The organism is Clostridium tertium, from assembly GCF_017873245.1.
GTDB classification, from domain to species: domain Bacteria; phylum Bacillota; class Clostridia; order Clostridiales; family Clostridiaceae; genus Clostridium; species Clostridium tertium.
The window spans coordinates 65,069-86,203 of the sequence record NZ_JAGGJY010000004.1; the positions used below are offsets into that span (position 1 = coordinate 65,069).

General features: G+C 29.4%; 19 protein-coding genes. 3 read left to right on the forward strand and 16 right to left on the reverse strand.

The genetic code is table 11. From position 1 onward, the window contains the following. Positions 1 to 4: 4 nt before the first annotated feature. The 5 genes from nrdG to nrdD form a co-directional block, all read right to left on the reverse strand. Entirely contained in the window at positions 5 to 514 is a 510-nt protein-coding gene (gene nrdG, locus J2Z25_RS06680; protein WP_008681550.1) for an anaerobic ribonucleoside-triphosphate reductase activating protein, read from the reverse strand. Between the two features lie 44 nt (positions 515 to 558). After that, entirely contained in the window at positions 559 to 1,842 is a 1,284-nt protein-coding gene (locus tag J2Z25_RS06685; RefSeq protein WP_209739254.1) for a CapA family protein, read from the reverse strand. A 97-nt stretch (positions 1,843 to 1,939) separates the two neighbouring features. Beyond that, positions 1,940 to 3,862: an aconitate hydratase gene (locus J2Z25_RS06690; RefSeq protein WP_209739256.1), complete on the reverse strand. Its 1,923-nt coding sequence runs from the start codon at positions 3,860 to 3,862 to the stop codon at positions 1,940 to 1,942. A gap of 21 nt (positions 3,863 to 3,883) precedes the next feature. Next, positions 3,884 to 5,047, reverse strand: coding sequence for a homocitrate synthase (nifV, locus tag J2Z25_RS06695; protein WP_209739258.1), 1,164 nt, complete (start codon positions 5,045 to 5,047; stop codon positions 3,884 to 3,886). 317 nt (positions 5,048 to 5,364) lie between these two features. Then, the gene (nrdD, locus tag J2Z25_RS06700; protein ID WP_209739260.1) at positions 5,365 to 7,482 is read right to left on the reverse strand and encodes an anaerobic ribonucleoside-triphosphate reductase; all 2,118 of its coding nucleotides are present in this window, start codon (positions 7,480 to 7,482) and stop codon (positions 5,365 to 5,367) included. A 326-nt stretch (positions 7,483 to 7,808) separates the two neighbouring features. Between nrdD and J2Z25_RS06705 the strand changes: the two genes are divergently transcribed. From J2Z25_RS06705 to J2Z25_RS06715, 3 genes are all read left to right on the forward strand, one after another. Next, a complete protein-coding gene (locus J2Z25_RS06705) occupies positions 7,809 to 8,654 on the forward strand; it encodes a DegV family protein (protein WP_209739262.1) in 846 nt (281 codons plus the stop codon). A gap of 1 nt (position 8,655) precedes the next feature. After that, positions 8,656 to 9,117: a PadR family transcriptional regulator gene (locus tag J2Z25_RS06710; RefSeq protein WP_008681539.1), complete on the forward strand. Its 462-nt coding sequence runs from the start codon at positions 8,656 to 8,658 to the stop codon at positions 9,115 to 9,117. Positions 9,118 to 9,185: 68 nt separating this feature from the next. Then, entirely contained in the window at positions 9,186 to 9,386 is a 201-nt protein-coding gene (locus J2Z25_RS06715) for a hypothetical protein (RefSeq protein WP_008681537.1), read from the forward strand. Between the two features lie 36 nt (positions 9,387 to 9,422). Here J2Z25_RS06715 and J2Z25_RS06720 read toward each other — a convergent pair whose 3' ends face one another. From J2Z25_RS06720 to metG, 11 genes are all read right to left on the reverse strand, one after another. Beyond that, complete coding sequence (locus J2Z25_RS06720) at positions 9,423 to 9,611, reverse strand: ferredoxin (RefSeq protein WP_008681536.1); 189 nt, start codon at positions 9,609 to 9,611, stop codon at positions 9,423 to 9,425. Positions 9,612 to 9,682: 71 nt separating this feature from the next. After that, the gene (locus J2Z25_RS06725; RefSeq protein ID WP_008681534.1) at positions 9,683 to 10,525 is read right to left on the reverse strand and encodes an Mrp/NBP35 family ATP-binding protein; all 843 of its coding nucleotides are present in this window, start codon (positions 10,523 to 10,525) and stop codon (positions 9,683 to 9,685) included. Positions 10,526 to 10,537: 12 nt separating this feature from the next. Beyond that, the gene (locus J2Z25_RS06730; protein WP_008681533.1) at positions 10,538 to 11,377 is read right to left on the reverse strand and encodes a YhfM domain-containing protein; all 840 of its coding nucleotides are present in this window, start codon (positions 11,375 to 11,377) and stop codon (positions 10,538 to 10,540) included. A 133-nt stretch (positions 11,378 to 11,510) separates the two neighbouring features. After that, on the reverse strand, positions 11,511 to 11,951 hold the full coding sequence (locus tag J2Z25_RS06735; RefSeq protein WP_245173134.1) for a hypothetical protein: 441 nt from the start codon (positions 11,949 to 11,951) through the stop codon (positions 11,511 to 11,513). A gap of 108 nt (positions 11,952 to 12,059) precedes the next feature. Further along, entirely contained in the window at positions 12,060 to 13,523 is a 1,464-nt protein-coding gene (locus J2Z25_RS06740) for a hypothetical protein (protein ID WP_209739266.1), read from the reverse strand. A gap of 142 nt (positions 13,524 to 13,665) precedes the next feature. After that, positions 13,666 to 14,511, reverse strand: coding sequence for a 16S rRNA (adenine(1518)-N(6)/adenine(1519)-N(6))-dimethyltransferase RsmA (gene rsmA, locus J2Z25_RS06745; RefSeq protein WP_209739267.1), 846 nt, complete (start codon positions 14,509 to 14,511; stop codon positions 13,666 to 13,668). Beyond that, complete coding sequence (gene rnmV, locus J2Z25_RS06750) at positions 14,511 to 15,065, reverse strand: ribonuclease M5 (protein ID WP_209739269.1); 555 nt, start codon at positions 15,063 to 15,065, stop codon at positions 14,511 to 14,513. The genes rsmA and rnmV overlap by 1 nt, the downstream gene beginning before the upstream one ends. 135 nt (positions 15,066 to 15,200) lie before the next feature. After that, positions 15,201 to 16,250, reverse strand: coding sequence for a resuscitation-promoting factor (locus J2Z25_RS06755; RefSeq protein ID WP_209739271.1), 1,050 nt, complete (start codon positions 16,248 to 16,250; stop codon positions 15,201 to 15,203). Between the two features lie 253 nt (positions 16,251 to 16,503). Beyond that, positions 16,504 to 17,289: a TatD family hydrolase gene (locus tag J2Z25_RS06760; RefSeq protein WP_142419228.1), complete on the reverse strand. Its 786-nt coding sequence runs from the start codon at positions 17,287 to 17,289 to the stop codon at positions 16,504 to 16,506. 158 nt (positions 17,290 to 17,447) lie between these two features. Continuing rightward, complete coding sequence (locus J2Z25_RS06765; protein WP_008681517.1) at positions 17,448 to 19,061, reverse strand: Na/Pi cotransporter family protein; 1,614 nt, start codon at positions 19,059 to 19,061, stop codon at positions 17,448 to 17,450. Positions 19,062 to 19,397: 336 nt separating this feature from the next. Next, positions 19,398 to 21,026, reverse strand: a complete 1,629-nt coding sequence (gene metG, locus J2Z25_RS06770; protein ID WP_008681516.1) for a methionine--tRNA ligase — start codon at positions 21,024 to 21,026, stop codon at positions 19,398 to 19,400. Positions 21,027 to 21,135 lie beyond the last annotated feature (109 nt).

A 21,135-nucleotide genomic window follows, 5' to 3' on the forward strand; every position in this document is an offset into this window, starting at 1 on the left:
TTCACTAATATTCTAATTTGCATATTTTATGTTCTTCTAAGCTTTTTCTAACGTCTATTATTCTTTGATTACTTGAGCCTCTGAATCTCAATCCATCTTCCATCTTATTTTTATCAAATTTACCATCTACCAAGACATCTATATTATTAAGTAAATCTCTCCAACCATTTCTTTTATCTAAATTATTAATTATTTCTTCAAAAGTATATCCTGTATAGCTCCATACATTTAATTTATTTTCTTTAAAACTCTTTGCCATATATGCAAATTCCTCTGCTCTTTCAAAAGGATCTCCTCCACTAAAAGTAACACCTTTAATCATAGGATTTTTGAGCACCTCATTAATTAGTTCATCCATATTACGTTCTTCCCCACCATTAAAGTCATGAGTATCTGGATTAAAACATCCTTCACAGTTATGCTTACATCCTTGAGAAAAGAATACCCTTCTGATTCCTGGACCATTAACCAAACTTTCATAAGCTATTCCAGAAAGCCTTATAGTTTCTTTCATATATGACTACATCCCCTTTTATTTTAATTACTCTTTTACTTAAATTATTCTCTTATTTTAATTTTATCGTTATATTTCTCTATTATTCTTCTAGTTCTGTTTAATGACTCAATCACTCTCCCCTTTCCTTCTTCTGTTAGATAATCTGCATCATTAATTGTAGATGGAACAACTTCATAAAATAATCTTCCATCTTTTTCGTACCAATTTACCCAAGTTGGTATATATGTTGGATATTCAATTTTAATTTCATTTGTTTTAGTATTTTTACTTAGTCTTACAGATACTATAACTCCATCTTCCGTATAGGGATTTTGTATTCTTTCAGTTCTTTGACTTGATAAAAAGTTACCCATAGAATAAATTACAGCCGTTTCATTAGTTCCATCTTCTGATTTAATAATATCTATAGGTTGTAATGAATGTGGATGTGTTCCAAATATTATATCTACATTTTGATTTGCTAGAAACTCAGCTATCTTTATTTGTGTGCTATTAGGTTCTAATTCATATTCATCTCCCCAATGCATATAAAATATAATAACTTCTGCTCCATTATTTCTCATATCAAGTATTTGTTCCTTCATTTCTTGAAAATCTGAATCTAATGTATCTTCTCTAAATGTATTCATTAATGGATAGAGTTCTTCTGGTATAATTGTACCATTTAACCCCCTAGCTCCACCTTCAGCAGTCATTGAATAACTATATGATATTATACCGACCTTAATACCATTAACATCCTTTATTACATATCTATTGTCATTAGTACTTTCTCTTGTTCCTATTATATCAAAGCTTCTTTCCTTAAGAACACTTCTAGTTCTATTAAAACCTCGCACGTCTCTATCTAAAGAATGATTATTCATATTATTAACAACATCTACTCCAGCCCACTTCATGGCATCTGCTAATTCATCAGGTGCATTAAAACTTGGATATCCTGAGTATCCATAATTATCTAATCCAGAAAGTGTTCCTTCCATATTTACAATAGTTAAATCTGCATTATTTAAATAATCTTTTACATATTGGATAGTATTTTTAAAATCATATGTATCACTTTGTTCATTATATTGAGTTTCTAATATTTCTTTATGTATTAAAAAATCTCCTGTAGCAACTATATCTATAGTCTTTATATCATTTCCCTCTACTTCTATATCTTCATCTTGGTATTCATCAGAGCTTATATTGTCCGTATTCTTCATAGCTTTGTTATTAAAGTTATTTAATATTATCTCAACTCTAGGAATAAAAAATACACCTACTGCTACTATAATAAACATAGCTATTAATAAAATTATTCTTTTCCCATTACCTTTCATAATTCCCCCTATGTTATACACTTTTATATTTATTATATCCCATAAATATAAAAAATAGCATGCAAAACAATTAAATTTTGCGTGCTATTTATAATCTTTATCTATTTACCTTAACATAATTTAGCCTTCCACCAGCTTTTATTACATCAACTTCTTTTCCAGTTAAGTTAATATATACATTAAAACTAGTCCCATTAGTTACATTCTTTATTCTAGCTTTGCCATCAATTAAAGCTCTTTTAATGTCACTTATTAAAAGTTCATCTAAAAGTTCTACCTTATCATAATCTACTTCTGCTTCAAATTCCATTGGTATAATTCCATTATTTATGAGATTTGCCTTATGAATTCTTGCAAATGATTTAGCAATTACAGCTTTTACTCCTAAATACAGCGGTGCTAATGCAGCATGTTCTCTGCTAGACCCTTGCCCATAATTATTCCCAGCAACTATTATTCCACCATTATTTTCTTTAGCTCTTTTTGGGAACCCTTCATCAACTGTATTAAAACAATACTCTGATAAGTAAGGTATATTAGATCTAAAAGGTAATAGCTTTGAATTAGATGGCATTATATGATCAGTTGTAATATTATCTTCAACCCTAATTAGCACTTTTCCTTCTACTTCATCACTTAATTCTTTATTTACAGGAAAAGGCTTTATATTAGGTCCTCTTACAACCTCTACATTTTCTCCATCTTCTTCAGGAGCTATAATCATTGAATCATCTATTAAAAACTCTTTTGGCATTTCTATATTAATATTTACATCACATTCTCTCGGATCTGTAAGAACTCCATTTATTGCTGAAACTGCTGCTGTTTCTGGGCTTACTAAATATACCTTAGCAGATAATGTTCCACTTCTTCCATAAAAGTTTCTATTAAAAGTTCTTAATGATACTCCTTCAGTTCCAGGAGCTTGCCCCATTCCTATACATGGACCACAAGAGTTTTCTAATATCCTTGCTCCAGCGCTAATTATATCTCCTAGAGCTCCATTTCTAGCTATCATCTCCATAACTTGCCTAGAACCAGGCGCTATAACTAAACTTACATCTTTATGAACCTTTTTCCCTCTTAATATTATAGCTACCTTCATTAAATCTTCATAAGAAGAATTTGTACAACTTCCAATAGCAACTTGATCTACCTTTATTTTACCAATAGATTCTACTTCCTCAACATTATCTGGACTATGCGGTTTAGCTGCTAAAGGCTGTAATTCATTTAAATTTATTGTTATTTCTTCATCATACACAGCATCTTCATCTGGTTTAAACTCTATCCAATCATCTTCTCTTCCTTGAGCCTTAAAATATTCTAGTGTTTTTTCATCGCTAGGAAATATAGATGTAGTTGCTCCAAGTTCAGCTCCCATATTGGTTATTGTAGCTCTTTGTGGTACTGAAAGTGTTTTTAAACCTTCTCCACAATACTCAAACACCCTAGAAACACCACCTTTAACAGTTAGTCTTCTAAGAACTTCAAGAATTATATCTTTAGCTGCAACCATTGGTTTTAAAGCTCCAACCAAGTTTATTTTACATACTTTAGGAGTAGTTATATAATAAGCTCCTCCCCCCATAGCTAACGCTACATCTAATCCCCCTGCCCCCATAGCAAGCATTCCAACTCCACCTGCAGTAGGAGTATGGCTATCTGATCCTATAAGAGTATCTCCAGGAACTGAAAATCTTTCCAAAAATACTTGATGGCATATACCATTACCTGGTCTTGAAAAATAAACACCGTATTTTGATGCTACCGTTTGTATAAACTTATGATCATCAGCATTTTCAAATCCTTGTTGAAGCATATTATGGTCTATGAAAGCTACAGATTTTCTTGTTTTAACTCTATCTATTCCCATTGCTTCTAATTGCAAATATGCCATTGTTCCAGTAGAATCTTGTGTTAATGTTCTATCTATTTTAATACCTATTTCTTTTCCAACTTCTATATTACCTTCAAGCAAATGATTTTTTAGTACTTTGTAAACTAAGTTATCCCCCATTAATTTATTGCCCCCTTTTATCTAATTAACTTTTTCTTCATTTAGTCTCAAGTATTCCTTATATATTCTAACAAGCTCTTTATCAAATAAACTTCTCTTTAATCTTACTGAAGTAGAGCGTACCATTTCTAATATATCTTGAGCTGAACTACTGTCTAATTCTATTCCATATTCTCTAAATTTATTTATAATTCCAGCTTTACCAGAATGTTTTCCTATAACTATTTGCCTTTCTAATCCAACTATTCCAGGATCAAACGCTTCATAATTTTTAGGATTTTTTATTGCCCCATCTGCATGTATTCCTGACTCATGAGCAAACATATTGTCTCCTACAATAGCTTTCCATGCTGGTAATATTCTACCTGATGCTCTAGAAACGTATTCTGAAACTTCTCTAAACATAGTGGTATTTATATTACTTTCATAATTGTAAACAAACATCAATGCCATTAAAACTTCTTCTAATGCAGCATTTCCAGCTCTTTCTCCTAAACCATTAACAGTTACCCCAACATGAGATGCTCCTCCCATTATTCCCGCAATAGCATTTGCAGTTGCCATCCCAAAATCATTATGTGTATGCATTTCTATATCAAAATTTGTTTGAGAACATAAATATTTTATATCTTCATTAATTTTAAATGGCTCCATTATTCCTACTGTATCACAATATCTAAATCTATCTGCACCTGCTTGTTTTGCTGCTTCTATAAATTGAATTAAAAATTCCCTATCAGCCCTTGAAGCATCTTCTCCATTAACAGATATATATAACCCATTTTTCTTTGCAAACTCTACGGATTTAACCATATTTTCTAAAACCCATTCTCTAGAAGTTTTAAGTTTATGTTGTATATGAATGTCCGAAACTGATATTGATATAGCCACTGCATCTACTCCACAATCTATTGACTCTTCTATATCTTTTATAACTGCTCTATTCCAAGCCATAATACTCGACTTTTGATTTCTTTTTGCAATTTGTTTTATAGCTTCCTTTTCATCTCCACCCATAGTTGGAATCCCTACTTCTAGCTGATCAACCCCAAGTTCACTTAGCATCGATGCTATTGCAATTTTTTCTTCATTTGCAAAAACCACCCCTGCTGTTTGCTCTCCATCTCTTAAAGTAGTATCTACAATAAAGACTTCTTTGCCATTATTTAAATTTTTAATAGACATAAGCTTCCCCCTTTAAATTTATTTATTACTTATTGCTAATTAACTAACCCCAATTTTAGATAATAATTCATAATATTTCAAAAATTATTAATAATTATTTTATCATATCCACTAGCTTCAAACAAGTAAAATAAGATTAATTATTATAAAAATTGCAAGTTTAAATAAATTTATTTCATTTTATGCATGTATTATATTTTAATAAGCTAAATCAACATAAAAAATTGCAATAAAATCAAAAAATCTTGCATTTATTTACTTGCGCAAAAAAGTAGGATTTAAAATAACCCTACTTTTATTTTTATATTTATAACTTTCTATAAAACTTTATAGTTATTTTGTTGACTTCCAGAATGAGATATTCTATCTGCTCTCTCTTCAAACTTACCTGGTCCAAATCTTTCGTCAAGGCTTAAATATCCAGTTACTCTTGAAACCCCTTGAATATCCTCACTTCCACAATCCGGACACTTTCTCTCACTACTATTTAAATACTTTCCGCAACTCTTGCAATATCTTATATGAAAGTTTATTCCTAAGTAACTTATATTTGTGCTTTTATATGCATAATTTAATATATCCATTATTGATTCTCCTGATGGACGATCATCTACCTCTATATAACTTATATGTCCAGCATTACATAATTTGTGATAAGGGGCTTCTATATCAATTTTATCTTTTATGGATATAGGATATTTGACAGGTATATGGAAGCTATTAGTATAATAATCCTTATCTGTTACACCTTTAATAATTCCAAAGGATTTTTTATCTTTCTTTATAAATTTGCCAGAAAGTCCTTCTGCAGGTGTAGCATAACAACTCCAATTTAGCTTTGTTTCTTCTGTTACTCTATCAATAAAACTTCTTATATAACTAATAATCTTAAATCCTAACTTTCTTGCATCATCATTTTCTCCATGATGATGACCAGTTAAAGCAATTAAAGTTTCAGCCAAACCAATAAATCCTATTCCCCAAGTCCCTTGCTTCAATATAGGCTCTATTGAATCCTCTTGAGATAGGCCTTCTGATCCCTTAAGTAACCCTTGACCAGCAACAAAAGGTAAATCCTTAACCTTAAGTTTCTTCAATACATTATATCTATGAAGTAATGACTCCTTTGCTAAATTTAATCTTTTATCTAAAATATCGAAGAAATCATCAATACTTCCATTTGCTTGAATTCCTATTCTAGGTAAATTAATTGTTACAGGAGCAATATTACCTCTACCTTTACATCCTGGCTCTCCATTAATATTCTTCATTAAATAAGTTCTACATCCCATAGTCGCAGGCATATATCCCATATCATAATACTCTTTATTAAAATCAGCATCTATATTCATAAATGTAGGGTTCATTCTCTTAGCTGCAACTCTACATGCTAATTGATATAAATAATGATATTTATCTTCTGGTTCTCTATTTACTCCTTCTTTAACTCTAAATATTATATTAGGAAATATAGGTTGTTCTCCCTTACCTAATCCCTTTTCATATTCTAATAAAAATATTTCACATATTAATGCTGCATCTCCAGAGTTTGGTATACCTAAATTTATAGAACTAAAAGGAACTTGTGAGCCTGCCCTAGAATGCATTGTATTCAAATTATAAACAACACCTTGCATTGCTTGATGTATCTTCTTTTTTAATCTTTCTTCTGTTAACTTTTGTATTCTATCTTTATCTAATCCGAGTTCTTCCAATTCCAATCTTATTTCTTTTCTTGTAGGATCAACAAATATAGCCATATCATTATCAAAATCCGGATGTGATTGTCCTCCAAACATATCATTTTGACTTGACTGAAGTAATATACACGAAAGTTCTGCTGCTGTCTCTATCCTTTTAGGAATTTTAATAGTTCCATAACCTGTATTAAATCCTTGTTCTAATATTTCTTTTGTTGGTATGTGTAAACAGTTAATAGTCAAGTTATAACTATCTAAATCATGATAATATAAATCTCCATTTTCATGTGCTTTCGCTAAATGCTTTGGCATCATAGATAAGTTATGCCACTTATTAGACTCTGATGCTATTCTTAACAATTTAGAGCTAAAGTTATTTCCAACATTAGCATTATCTCTATCAGTTTCTATACCTATTTTTTCGATTGCTCTCATTAAGTCTGATTTTATTTCTCTAACCTTAGTTCTTTCTTTTCTATAACTTGAATATGCAGTTTTAATATTTTTATAATTACTATCAATCAAAGATTTTTCAACTAAATTTTGAATTTCTTCAACCGTTATTTTTTCATTACCTGTTTCTTCTATATAATTTATTACCTTTTTTACAATATCTAATAATTCAACTTCTTTAAGCCTTTCCCCTATTTCATCTCCTGCTTTTCTTATTGCCGTAGCTATTTTAACTGAATTGAAGGAAACTTCTCTCCCATCTCTTTTTACTACATATAGCACTTACACTACCCCCGTTACACAATATATTGTATTAATTATAGTATTCATTATACGCTCTAAAAATATTCATTTCAAATTGTAATATAATTAGATTTCAATAGATTTACTTTTAATATATGGTGTTTTCTTCTATATTTACTTCTTTTTATGATTATATAAAGTTGACAAATAAAAATTTCTCTCAACAAAACTATATCACTATTGATATAGTTTTTAAGTATCAGTATTGATATATAAATTTGCTATGATATAATAAAAATGTATAGATTTTTAAGATTTTGAGATTATAGAATTATATTAAATTATTTTATATTAGGAGGATTTTTATGCAAAAAATAGCATTAATAGTTGATAGTGCGTGTGATTTATCTCTTGAGACACTTAAGGAAAAAAATATTCATTTACTTCCACTTAGAATTGCTTACTCTCATAAAGAATATAGAGATAAGATAGATATATCTGCTGACGAAATTTACGATAACCTAGAAAAAGAAGTTCCTAAAACATCTTTACCTAGTGCAGAAAATATGGAAGAAATTTTAGTTTCATTAGAAAATGAAGGCTATACTCATGTTATTGCTATAACTATTTCTAGCGGCCTATCAGGAACATTTAACTCAATAAGATTAGCACTAGAGGATCATCCTCAGCTAATATCTTATGTATTTGATACTAAAATTTTAGCTATGCCTGAGGGCCTTGTTGCATTAGAGGTTGCTAATTTAATTAATGATGGAAAAACATTTGAGGAAATAGTATCTGAAATTCCAAAAATAAGAAGAAATATTACTGGATACTTTACTATAAACACATTAGAATACTTAAAAAGAGGCGGAAGAATAGGTAAGATATCTGGTACAATAGGAGAAATGTTGAATCTAAAGCCTATTGTAACTGTTGATGAAGAAGGTGTCTACTATACTGTATGTAAAGCTAGAGGAAGAAAACAATCAATATTAAAGCTTACAAATATATTAAATGATGAACTTGCTTTAGGACCTTGTAAAGTTTGGGTACTTCAAGGTGGAGCTTTAGAAGAAGCAAAAAATTTCATGGAATCTCTGAAAGGCTTAAAAAATATAGTTAGTCTTGATATATCCCAAATAAGCCCTGCTTTAGGAGTACATGGAGGACCCGGGTTACTTGGCCTAGCAATTCAAAAGGTTTATTAATATGGATAATTACAACCTTCACCTAAGCAGTATAGAAGATATAAAAGAGGAAGAAAAAAGACTCCATGAAGAATACAAAAGAAAACTTTCAGAATTAAAAAAGATTCAAAAAGAAAAAGAATCTGTTGGTCAAGTATTTACTAAAGGTCTATTACCTATATATGTTCTTCATATACTTAGTATTGCTCCTTCAAATGGATATGATATTGCAAATAAAATAGGTGAACGTACAAACGGACTTTGGATTCCTAGTACTGGTGGTATTTATCCTTTACTAAAGAAATTAGAAAAAGATGAATATATAATTGGTGAATGGGATGATCCTAAAAAGAAATTTCAAAAAGTTTATTCCTTAACTCAAAAAGGAATAGAGGAATATGAATCTAGAAAACATCTTTTAAAGCCTAAGATAGAAGAGGCATTAAAGGTATTTAAAATAATTTATAAGGACCTTTATAAATAGTTACCTTTTTGTATTATATTTTTTAATTTTGCACAAAATAACATTATAAATTTTTAGGTGGTGTTATTTTGAAAGGTAAAATTATTGATTATAATTACTTTGAAGCTTTTGTAGCTTTAGAAGATGATACTGTTGTTAAAGTTCCACTTACTCAAGTAAGTGATTATTTAAGCGTTGGTGCTGTAGTTAATCTTGACTCTAATAATTTAAGCTGCAGCACTAGTAATAAACCTAAATTGACTCAAGATAAAATAGTAGATTTTTTTTAATAATAAAAAGATGCTTGATATTCAAGCATCTTTTTATTATGATACGCTTATTGCATTTACTGGACAACTAGCTTCTGCATCCTTAGCTTCATCTTCTAATTCACTAGGAACATCAGGATTTTTTGCCACTGCCTTTCCATCATCATCCATTTCGAAAATTGATTCACAAATTGATGTACATAATCCACATCCAATACAAGTATCTTTATCTACATGAGCTTCCATATTGTAATCTTCCTTTCTTTATTAATATCATTACTATTTTACCCATGAATATATATTTTATGTATTTCTTACTAATACAAACCTTCAAAAATTAATGAATATAAATCATTATTTATTACATATTCCTCTGCTATTCCTTCTTCTAAAGCTTCAGTTAAATCCACATTTATTGGAAGTTCTCCAATTAAAGGTACACCTAAATATTCAGCATGCTCTTCTGCTGATTTTTTACTAAACACTCTCATCTTGGTATCACAACCTGGACAATTTATATAAGACATATTTTCTACAACACCTCTTATTGGTAAAGGCATCTTATTTGCCATTGTTATTACCTTTTTAACTATCATAGATACCATATCTTGTGGGGTTGAAACAATAATAAGCTCTGTAATAGGGAAGCTTTGCATTACTGTTAAAGTTATATCTGATGTACCTGGTGGCATATCTATTAATAAATAATCTAACTCTCCCCATACTGTATCAGTAAACAGTTGAGTTAAAACACTTGTTACTATAGGACCTCTCCAAACAACTGGATCATCTTCCTTTGGTATTAGTAGATTCATTGATAGTACTTTTACTCCACCCTTTGATTCTACTGGATTATATTTAAAATTATTTTCATCAATAGGTTCAATAACTGCTCTTTTATTACTTATACCAAAAAATCTTGGCATTGAAGGACCTGTTATATCAGCATCTAAAACGCCGACTTTATATCCTTTTTTTCTTAATGTACTTGCTAATATCCCAGTAACTGTAGATTTACCTACTCCACCTTTACCGCTTATTATTCCAATTACATTCTTTATTTCACCATACTTAGGTAATAGCTTACCACAACCTTGTGCTCCAACAGTATCCTTTGAGCTACATTTATTTTTACTTGGACAAGTTGAACAACCTGACATAATACTTACCTCCTACCAGTTTTTCTCTACTTCTTTTGGAATATTATCTTTAGTATAAATAGAAATATTCCATTCCTTAAATTCATTTTCCCCGACTACATAGTAATAATACTCTATGTTGTTTTTCTTATCTTGCACTGTTATATTACTCTTATATATAGTTGAATTATGTCCCCTATTTTTGATGTTTATAACAATATCAAAATCATTTTGATTGTTATTTACCATCTCTACATTAGGTGTAATATTTCTCGCTCTTGTGAGAAAATCCTCTATATCAGAAGAAAATATATATTTTAGACAATCTACATCTTCTTGCACGTCAATTCCAATCTTATTATTTCCATCATTAAGAACCTCTTTTTGAAGATTCATAACATCTAATATAGAATTATAATATATGTATTCAAAATCTCTAGGCTTTCTAATTATTGATAAATTTTGAAGAATCCCTTCATCCAATCTTTTAGAGACCGTAAAACTAATATCATCGTTATAAAAGTTTCCATCATATGCCCCAACTACATAATTAAAAGTCTTAACTTCATCACCAACTTTTATTTCAAATATGTAGTCTGGCTGTAAATCTGATTTTTTTTCACTAACCTTTGCCTTTGATAAAAGGTTATACATGTTTAATATAGCTTTATCATCAGTTACAAGAAACTTAAATGACTTATCTCTGACACTTTGAATACTTATAACCTCTACTTTTCCACTTCCTAAGTAATCAAAATAACCGTTATCGCTTTTAAATTTACTTTTTATATTATCTATCATCCCACAAGATGTTAAGCTAAATGACAGAATTATCACTAATATAGTAATTATACTTTTTATTGGCTTTTTCAATTATATCCTTCCCCTCTATTAAAAAGTCAATAGTATCCCTACAATAACTTATAGTTAGGAGAAGCATTAGCTTCTCCTAACTATAAATAAATTATAATACTTTAATTCTTTAATAGCAAATCTTATTAAATGATTATTGAAAACTCTTTGATATATTATCCAAGACAACATTTATGCTATTTTTTTCTTTTCCTTTTATATAGGAATATTTAATCATAAGAACTTTTCCCTCTGAGTAATTTCTAAGATAATATTTATTTATAGTATCGTCCTCTTTTTTATTTATAATATACCAAGTACTATTATCCTCTACTATTTTTATATCATCTTTATTTATTGTTATATCATTACAAATAGATTCTATTTCATCATTTGTAATAGATATATTTCCATGAATATCTTTCCCATCAGTAAAATTAATATTTATATAACTATTGGAATTATCGTCTATTTCCCACCCTATTGGTAGTGAAATTTTATATTTCCCCTCTCTCAACAAATAAACATCAAATTCTTCTATATTATTATTTGAAATTGCAACTTTTCTTATATCATTTATAAATAGATTCTTCATACAGACTATAAGAAACATTAGGAATACCATTAGGGTTATTATATAGATTTTTTTCTTATTCATTTAATATACTCATCAGGATTTATAAGTACACCCTGCTATAGCACTCTATTGCATAGGTACTACAACAGTTGAATTTCTGAAATCATAGAACATCAACCAGCATCCCATTCCATCCCTAGTTTCATCATTAATCCAAGTTACAAATCCAGTCTTTCCTTCATAAGGTTGCTCATCTCTATTTTTCTTTCCTGGAATACCATAAACTATATACCTTAGATTTCCATCTTTATCACATTTATATCCAAGCATAAAGTGTCCATACTTTCTTATATATGGATAGTAATTAAGCATTGGATAATATGCTACTGTATATCTATTATAATTTGACATATTACACATTTCATGCAAATCATGAACAGGTACTTTATACCACTTACAATATTTTATTTCTTGATATTCCCCTCTGCAGTGTTCAAATCCATTGGCAATTCCCTCAAAGTATTCTCCAACACTTCCTCTTATTGTAAATACCTTCGGCTCCTCTTCTATATTATCTTCTATTTTTTCATCTATCTTCTCTTCGTATTCATCAAATTTATTCTTCTTATTGCCCCTGTTTAATGAATCCATTTCATATTGATTAATGTTTTCTTCTTTACTTTCAACTTGATTTTCTCCAATCTCTTGCTCAGTAAATTGATTATCTTCGTTAATAATCTCCTCTTCATCAATACTATCATGATTACCATCTCTGTTTAATGAATTCATTCCGTAATAATCAATATCCTCAGTTTTATTTGCAAATGGGTTTTCTTCAACCTGTTGATTAATAAATGGATTATCTGCGCTAACAATCTCTACTAAATTAGTAGGCTCTTCTACAACTTCTTCTGATTCTTCTAAATGCTTTTCGTCTTCTATATTTATAGGATCAATACTATCAATTTCCTCAATAATAGGTCTTTCACCTCTAATATCTTCATCTCTATGTTCATCACATTTCTTTTCTTTCTTCTTATCTTCATGATGTTTCTCTTCATCACACTTCTTCTTTTCATGGTATTTATCTTCATCCTTTTTCTTTTTTTCATCTTTCTTAATATATTCAATCTTATCCTTTATTTTTTCATGAGCAGATTTTACTATTTTGTAATTTTTCCAATTTTCACTTGGTTGTTCTCCATTTATGAAACCGCACATTATTATAATTGGAACTTTATTCTTCATCTTAGCTATTGCAGCTCCTGATACTTTATCATAAGATATTCCTAATCCTGCTATATCATCAACAGAATACTCCTTTGTTATTTCTGCCTTTCCACCATCGGAAATAGTAATTTTACCTAAGTCTACTATTTTCTTAGTATCTTTCTTATTGCATATAGCTAAAATGCAATAATCATCATCATCATTCCTTAGATTTTGAGCATAGAAAGAAATTTTGCATGTATCTCCTCTTGCTTCTATCTTTGAATATCCTGATAAGGTTTTGTCATTAGAATTAGAGTAGCCTCTTTCGTCTTCTTGTAAAATAATAAAATTTCTATACAACTTATTTAATTGTGACAAACCTCTAGAACCTCCACTTTACATTAATTCAATACATTATATGCATATCATATCTAAATATGTTAAAAATAAAACTCGTGAGATTATTTGATATTACACCAAATTTCTCACGAGTAAAATAATTACTATATTAAATCGAAATCTATCTTAAATATTGATTTATCTTATCTGACAAAGTCGCAAACTCTTCAATAGTTAAAGTTTCGCCTCTTCTTTTTGGATCAATATTAGCCTCATTAAATGCTAATTCTAAGTTTTCTTTACTTAATCCGATATTTTTCACACCATTCCAAAGAGTTTTTCTTCTCATATTAAACGAATTTCTAATTATATCAAAAAATAATTTTTCATTTTCAACTTTAACTTTTGGCTCATTTAATTTATCTAATCTTATCACTATAGAATCAACCTTTGGTCTTGGTATGAAGCATTGAGGTGGTACTCTTCTAACTATTTTAGTATTACAGTAATATTGAACTAATAATGAAAGAGAACCATAATCTTTGTTCCCAGGATCTGCATTCATTCTTTCTGCAACTTCCTTTTGTATCATTATAGTTAATGATTTAAAGTTATAGCCTTCCTTTAATAATTTAACTATTATAGGCGTAGTAACATAATAAGGTAAATTAGCAACAAGCTTTACACTTTTTTCTTCTCCAATTATCTCATTAAAATTAACCTTTAAAGCATCCTTATGTATTAATGTAAATTTAGGATTATTTCCTATTTCTTGATTCAAGATAGGTATAAGATCATTATCTAATTCTATAGCTACTACTTTTTTAGCCTTATTTAACAATTGAGCTGTTAATGTACCAACTCCTGGTCCTATTTCTATTACTAAGTCATTTTCATCTACTTCAGCACCAGCAACTATATCTCTTGGAACTGAATCATCTATTAAAAAGTTTTGTCCTAAGCTTTTGGAAAACTTAAAATTATATTTTTTAACTAGCTCAGCCGTTTTTATATCTTGTATTTCCATTAATTTTTCACCTCTAAAATTTCTTCTATTTTTTGTATTGCCTTAATGAATTCCTCTTTTGTTATAGAATATTTATTTAATCTACTTAACATCTGATTTGCATTTCCATATCCTATTCCTAGTTCTTTTCCTAGGATTATTCTTCTTCTTTTCGAATCAATATCACCTGTAAGTTTAAAATGGAACATATCTTCAGAGGTATATACTTCATCAACTACCTCTTCTGATATTTTTGCCCTATTTAAAGCTTCTATAATCACCTCTGGAATTGCATTTTCTACGCCTATATCATCACCTTTTATTCCATCCTCTTGGGCTATATAAGCATGCTTTATTCCCTTCACTCTTTTAGCTATTATACTTCTGATCTTTTCTCCTGCAAAATCAGGATCAGTTAAAACTATTACACCTTTTCTTTTTTGAGCCTCTTTTATTCTTTCTATAACCCTAGCATTTATTCCAAATCCACCAACTGCTATAACTTCAGCATCAACAGCTTGCTTAACAGCAGTTATATCATCTCTACCTTCAACAACAATAACCTCTTTAATCAAAATATTAACTTCCTTTCCGTTAATAAAAAAATCCTTTATTTATTACATCTAAGTAATAATTTATCCTTATATTCTTATTATGTCAAATTAATTAGAAAATAAAAGGATGCTCTAACTTTAGAGCACCCTCTTATTTTACCATTCCCCTGGATAAGCTAAAATATAAACAGGAACGTTATATTTTCTTCCCCAGTTATTATATGCTTCTGCTTCAGAATTTACATATACATCTATGATATTTCCTTTTATAGCACCACCAGTATCTGCAGCTACAGCTCTTCCATATCCCTCTACATAAACTAAACTTCCTAAAGGAATAACTCTTGGATCAACAGCTATAGTACTTATACCATTTGGATCTCTAACAGGTACAGTCCCTGTTGCTGTAACTCCACCACCACTATATGCAGTAGACTCACAATATATTACGCTCTTATAATTTAATAGCTGACCATCTCTACTTGCAAAGGTTTTTCTTGTTCCTTGTGCAACTACTTTATTAACTGGTTCTGCTACTACCTTGGAACTTTTAACAGCTCTAGAAAATTCTTCACCATTTTTGTAAACTATTTCATAAGTGACTTCCTTTTCTCCTGAAGCTCCATCTTGTCTAACTTCTTCTAGTCCACTATCAAGGTTTGCATCTGTTTCAACTACTACATCAAAATCAATAGCCTCCTTGGCTAACTCTTTTTTCACCTCAACCTTAACAAGGTTAATTTTTAAATTCGATGTAATTTTCGTATTTAATGCAGGAGTTATCTCGTCTAAACCTTCATTAAATTCAATGCCTTGATTCTTAAGTTCTTCTTCTACTTCTAGCATTTCCTCAATAGTATCTTCTGCAGTGTCAATTTTTACTTGTTTATCTCCTACAGTAAGTTCTACTGAAACAGCTCTCTTAATAGAAATTGTATCTCCTTCAGATACCTTACTATTTAAAGCTGGTTGAACTTTGTCTTTAGGGTTAACTTCTACCCCGTTTGTATCCAACACATCTTTAACAGTCCCTTTATATGTGACAAACGTTTCTTCTTTACCGTCTATTTCCATTGTTACTGTCTTTCTCATATTTATGAACGTCACTGATAATATAATAGCAAATACTGCTATACCCATCAGTATTTTTGCCTTTGGACCGTTAGAAAAATTATTTTTCATGTATTCTTTCCATTTTTCTACCATCTACTTTACCTCCTTTGGCAAGAGCGTCTTTTGCATTATAATTGAATTGAACGCTTTTGTCAAATTAAGACCTCCTGCATTAATGAAACTGCGTATAAATGCATCATATGCATACTTAAAATATAAATTATAAATAATAGCAATTTTGCAGCCTTTTACAAAAAGTAGATACGTTCTTTATATGACTTTTCCGTGTATGTTAACAAAATAATGAATTTGTAATTTTTTGAAGTTATTACTTTTTTATTGTACTTTATAAATTATTTCCAATCAACCTCTTAAAATTATCATTTACAGCCAAATTAACTTCTTTTGGGTCCAATTCCTTTATTATAGCAATTTGTTCTATTATATAAGCTATATAGTCCGATTTGTTCCTCTTTCCTCTATTTGGTACAGGGGCCATATATGGACAATCTGTCTCAACTAGTAATTTTTCTAGTGGGACATGCTTAACCACCTCTACTATTTTTTTTGCATTTTTAAATGTAACTACCCCTGTTATTCCAATATAGTATCCATGTTTTATACATTCCATAGCAAATTCAGTACTACCTGAAAAGCAGTGAACTATTCCCTTTACATTAGGAAATTCTTTAATAATTTCTAAAGTGTCTCCATGTGCCTCTCTATCATGTATTACTACAGGAAGATTTAGTTTCTCTGCAAGTTTCATTTGTTGTCTAAAAACTTTCTTTTGTATATCCTTTGATGGATTTTCGTCCCAATAATAATCTAATCCAATTTCTCCAATAGCGATTATCTTTTTATTCTTCTCAACTAAATCTAAAATTTCTTTTTCTACATCGTCATTAAATTCATTTGCATTTTCTGGATGTATACCTAAAGCTCCATAAATAAAATCATTTTCAAGAGTCAATTTATTAGCTTTTGATATACTTTCATAACTAGAAGCACAATTTAGTATACCTATAACTCCATTTTCCTTAATTTGTTTAAATACACTTTCTCTATCTTCATCAAAAGCTTCATCATCATAATGAGCATGTGTATCAAATATTACATATTTATTTTCCATATCCATTCCTCCAATTCATTCTGAAATTATTATAAATATTATTATATTACAAAAAACGATAGAATACACATTTTATCTTTATTTATATATATTATCCGTAGGCAAAAAAGGAGTCTGCTAAAAAACTAAGCAGACTCTTTTATGTTATTTATATACTGTTATACACTATGTTTTTTCCCTGCATTTCCGATGTTATTGGCATGGTCACCTATTCTCTCTAGATTACTTATTAAATCTAAGAATATAACACTTGATGCTGCAGAACATGATTTTTCATTTAATCTCTTTATATTATTTTCTCTAAATTTCTTTTCTAGCTTATCTATTTCATTTTCTATTTGCTCTATTTCCATTGGAGCTGTTGGATTTTTACTATTATAACTACTAATAGCAACTTCAATAGCCTTAACAGTTTTATCAAATATTAGTGATAATTCTTCTTTAGCTTTATCTCCAAGATGAATATTCTTATTCATTTTTTCTACAGCTAGATCTGCTATATTCTCCGCATGATCCCCAATTCTCTCTATATCATTAATTACATGATATGTTGAACTAAATAATTTTATGTCTTCTTCTGGTAAATCAAGTTGTGAAAGTTCAACTAAGTAATCAGTTATATCCTTTTCTAATGCATTTATTATTTTTTCATTTTTATATACCTTTTCAGCTGATTCAGTACTATTTTCAGTAAATGCCTTCATAGCTAACTCTAAGTTTTCTTTTGCTTTAGTAGCCATTCTTATTGTTTCTTTAAGTACTTGTCCATTTGCTACTATAGGAGTTTCTAATAAATTCTTATCTAAATATATAGCTCCTTCTTTTTCTATTTCAGTATCACCTGGAAGAATCTTGTTAACTATTTTAACTAAATATGCTGATAACGGTAATAATAATACAGTAACTGTAATATTAAATATAGTATGAGCATTAGCAACTTGTCTTGCTACACTTGTTGGATCAGTTGATTCTACTAATCTTATAAATGGATTTATAAATGGTAAGAAAATTAATGCTCCTATTGAATTAAATAGTAAGTGTATCAATGCAGCTTTCTTTGCAGTTCTATTTGCTCCTAATGACGCTAATATTGCTGTTACGCAAGTTCCTATATTACAACCTAATATTACAGGAAATGCTAAACGCATATCTATTGCACCAGTTGTTGCAAGAGCAACCAAAATACCAGTTGTCGCTGATGAGCTTTGTACAACAGCTGTCATACCAAGACCAGCTATTAAGCCTAAAATACTATTATCTGCAACTACCATTACAAATTCTTTAAACCAACTCGCCTCTGCTATTGGTTTCATGGCATCTGACATTACGCCCATCCCCATAAATAAAATACCAAATCCTAAAGCTATACTTGCTATATCTCTAACTCTTTTCTTCTTGGCTATAAGCATTATTATAGCACCTGCGCCTATAAATAATGGTGCAATTGCATCTAAATCAAAAGATACCATTTGAGCTGTAATAGTTGTACCTATATTAGCTCCCATTATTACTCCTGTTGCTTGAAATAAGTTCATTAATCCTGCATTTACAAAGCTTACAACCATAACCGTTGTTGCACTTGAGCTCTGTATTATTGCAGTAACCAATGCACCCACTAAAACTCCTATGTACTTATTGCTCGTTAACTTTTCTAGTATTGATTTTAGGCCTTCACCTGCAGCATTTTCTAGACCATCTCCCATAAGCTTCATGCCATATAAGAATAAACCTAGTCCACCTATTAAACCTGTTAAAATAGCAAACTTGTCCATAAATTATTCTCCTTATAATTTAAATAATTTCAATTGTTAATATAAAGTTAATATTTTGTTAACAAAATTACTATACAACTAATAGATAAAATTGTAAATATTAAATAGTATGTAAAGTTATCCTTATTTTTAAATTTATCTATTTATTATAAGAAGATCTTTATAAAGCATTCATAGTTTATTTATTTTTTTGTCACACTATTGTCATATTATTAATGTATTATAATAACTGTAAAGTAGTTAAAGCATTATTATTTACCCCTAAAACCATCTAATGGTCCCTAGATTAAATTATTCCCCAAAGTGATTTAATCTAGGGTTTTTCCATTTAAATCATTAATTTCTTTCTTCCTTTAACCTCTTAACTTCTTCAAAGGCTCTTTTCTTATCAAGCTTTTTAAATAATATTTCTAATGATAAAACTTCTTCACTCTTCTTTTCTATATAGCTCCATATGGGCTCTTCTAAATCTAAAGAGTTTCTTATCTTCTTGCAAGTATCTGGCATAAATGGTTCTAATAAGTTAGATAAATTTGCAATTACTTGAACGCACTCATAAATCTTATTTTTAATTTCCTTATTACTCTTTTGTAATTTTATCTTTAATAATTCATCTTCAAGATATTTATTCATTTTTTTGACATAAGACATAATATCTAAAATTGCATTTTTAAACTTACCTTCTTCTATATTATCTCCTACATCAAAATATAGATTTAATATTTCATTTTTAAAATCATTTGATATAATTCCATTAGGTATCTTAGAATCATAATTTTTATTTATAAAATCAATTGTTTTATTAATAAAATTACTTAATGAATTAACTAAATCCCTATTTACTACATTTATAAAATCTCTCCAAGTAAAATCAGTATCCTTTACTTCTGGAGAATTCAGCGCTAAATAATATCTAAACTCATCAACATCATAATTATCAACTATATAGTCACCCCATATAGCCCAATTTTTAACTGACGAGAAATTTTTCCCTTCTAACTTCATATATTCGCTTGATATAACTCTCAAATTAGGATTCTTTATTCCAATACCTGCTAATATAGCTGGAAATATTACAGTATGGAATGGTATATTATCTTTACCATGAACAAAATAAACTCTTGAGTCTTCCCCCTGCCAATATTCTTTCCAATCTTCGTTTCTTTCTTCTAAACACTTCATACTAGCTGTTAAATATCCCATTACCGCTTCAATCCAAACAAATATTTTTTTATCATCATATCCTTCTAAAGGAACATCTACTCCCCAATTAAAATCTCTTGTCACAGCCCTGTCTCTTAATCCTTCATCTAAATATCTCTTTACTATTTTTTGAGCATTTTCTCTCCAACCCTTTTGCCTAATTAAAAGTCTTCTAACATCATTTTCAAAACTTGAAAGTGAAAAAAATAAATGTTTTGTTTCTTTTAATATTGTTTCATTACCACAAAGCTTACATCTTTTATCTAAAAGTTCCTCTGAATCTATTATCTCCAAGCAGCTTTCACATTGGTCACCTGAGACTATTTCCCCGCAATGTGGACATTTTCCTTCTATATACCTATCAGATAAAAATTCATGGCAATTTTCACAATATGTTTGTTCTATTTCCTTTTCATATATATACCCATTATTATATAATTCAAGGATAAATTTCTTAACCTTTTCTTCATGATAATCAGAGTGAGTCTTCTCAAAAACATCAAAGGAAAATCCTAGACTATCAAAACATCTCTTAAACTCATCATGATATTTAATAGTTGCCTCTAATGGAGTTATTCCCTCTTCTTTTGCTTTCATAGTTACTGGCGTACCATGACAATCTGTTCCTGATAAAAATACAACTTCATCTCCCATAAGTCTATGATACCTAGCAATTATATCTCCTGGGAGCAATACTGCTATTCTTCCTAAATGTAATGGTCCATTTGCATATGGCCATGCGTTTCCTACTATTATATTCATAAAAAACCCCCTTATAAAAATTAGAAAAGTGAATGAGTGAAAAAGTGAAAGATTAAGGAGAAAACTCAGCTAAAAGCTGAGTTTTTATATAAACTTTTAATAATTCAAT

Excerpts from the sequence above, each read along its gene's own strand:
- J2Z25_RS06755 (WP_209739271.1), bottom strand. The coding sequence starts at position 16,250 with ATGGTAGAAAAATGGAAAGAATACATGAAAAATAATTTTTCTAACGGT.
- J2Z25_RS06720 (WP_008681536.1), bottom strand. The coding sequence starts at position 9,611 with ATGGAAGCTCATGTAGATAAAGATACTTGTATTGGATGTGGATTATGT.
- J2Z25_RS06705 (WP_209739262.1), top strand. The coding sequence starts at position 7,809 with ATGCAAAAAATAGCATTAATAGTTGATAGTGCGTGTGATTTATCTCTT.
- J2Z25_RS06685 (WP_209739254.1), bottom strand. The coding sequence starts at position 1,842 with ATGAAAGGTAATGGGAAAAGAATAATTTTATTAATAGCTATGTTTATT.
- rsmA (WP_209739267.1), bottom strand. The coding sequence starts at position 14,511 with ATGGAAATACAAGATATAAAAACGGCTGAGCTAGTTAAAAAATATAAT.
- J2Z25_RS06710 (WP_008681539.1), top strand. The coding sequence starts at position 8,656 with ATGGATAATTACAACCTTCACCTAAGCAGTATAGAAGATATAAAAGAG.
- J2Z25_RS06725 (WP_008681534.1), bottom strand. The coding sequence starts at position 10,525 with ATGTCAGGTTGTTCAACTTGTCCAAGTAAAAATAAATGTAGCTCAAAG.
- nifV (WP_209739258.1), bottom strand. The coding sequence starts at position 5,047 with ATGTCTATTAAAAATTTAAATAATGGCAAAGAAGTCTTTATTGTAGAT.
- metG (WP_008681516.1), bottom strand. The coding sequence starts at position 21,026 with ATGAATATAATAGTAGGAAACGCATGGCCATATGCAAATGGACCATTA.
- J2Z25_RS06765 (WP_008681517.1), bottom strand. The coding sequence starts at position 19,061 with ATGGACAAGTTTGCTATTTTAACAGGTTTAATAGGTGGACTAGGTTTA.
- nrdG (WP_008681550.1), bottom strand. The coding sequence starts at position 514 with ATGAAAGAAACTATAAGGCTTTCTGGAATAGCTTATGAAAGTTTGGTT.
- J2Z25_RS06690 (WP_209739256.1), bottom strand. The coding sequence starts at position 3,862 with ATGGGGGATAACTTAGTTTACAAAGTACTAAAAAATCATTTGCTTGAA.
- J2Z25_RS06760 (WP_142419228.1), bottom strand. The coding sequence starts at position 17,289 with ATGGAAAATAAATATGTAATATTTGATACACATGCTCATTATGATGAT.
- J2Z25_RS06735 (WP_245173134.1), bottom strand. The coding sequence starts at position 11,951 with ATGAAGAATCTATTTATAAATGATATAAGAAAAGTTGCAATTTCAAAT.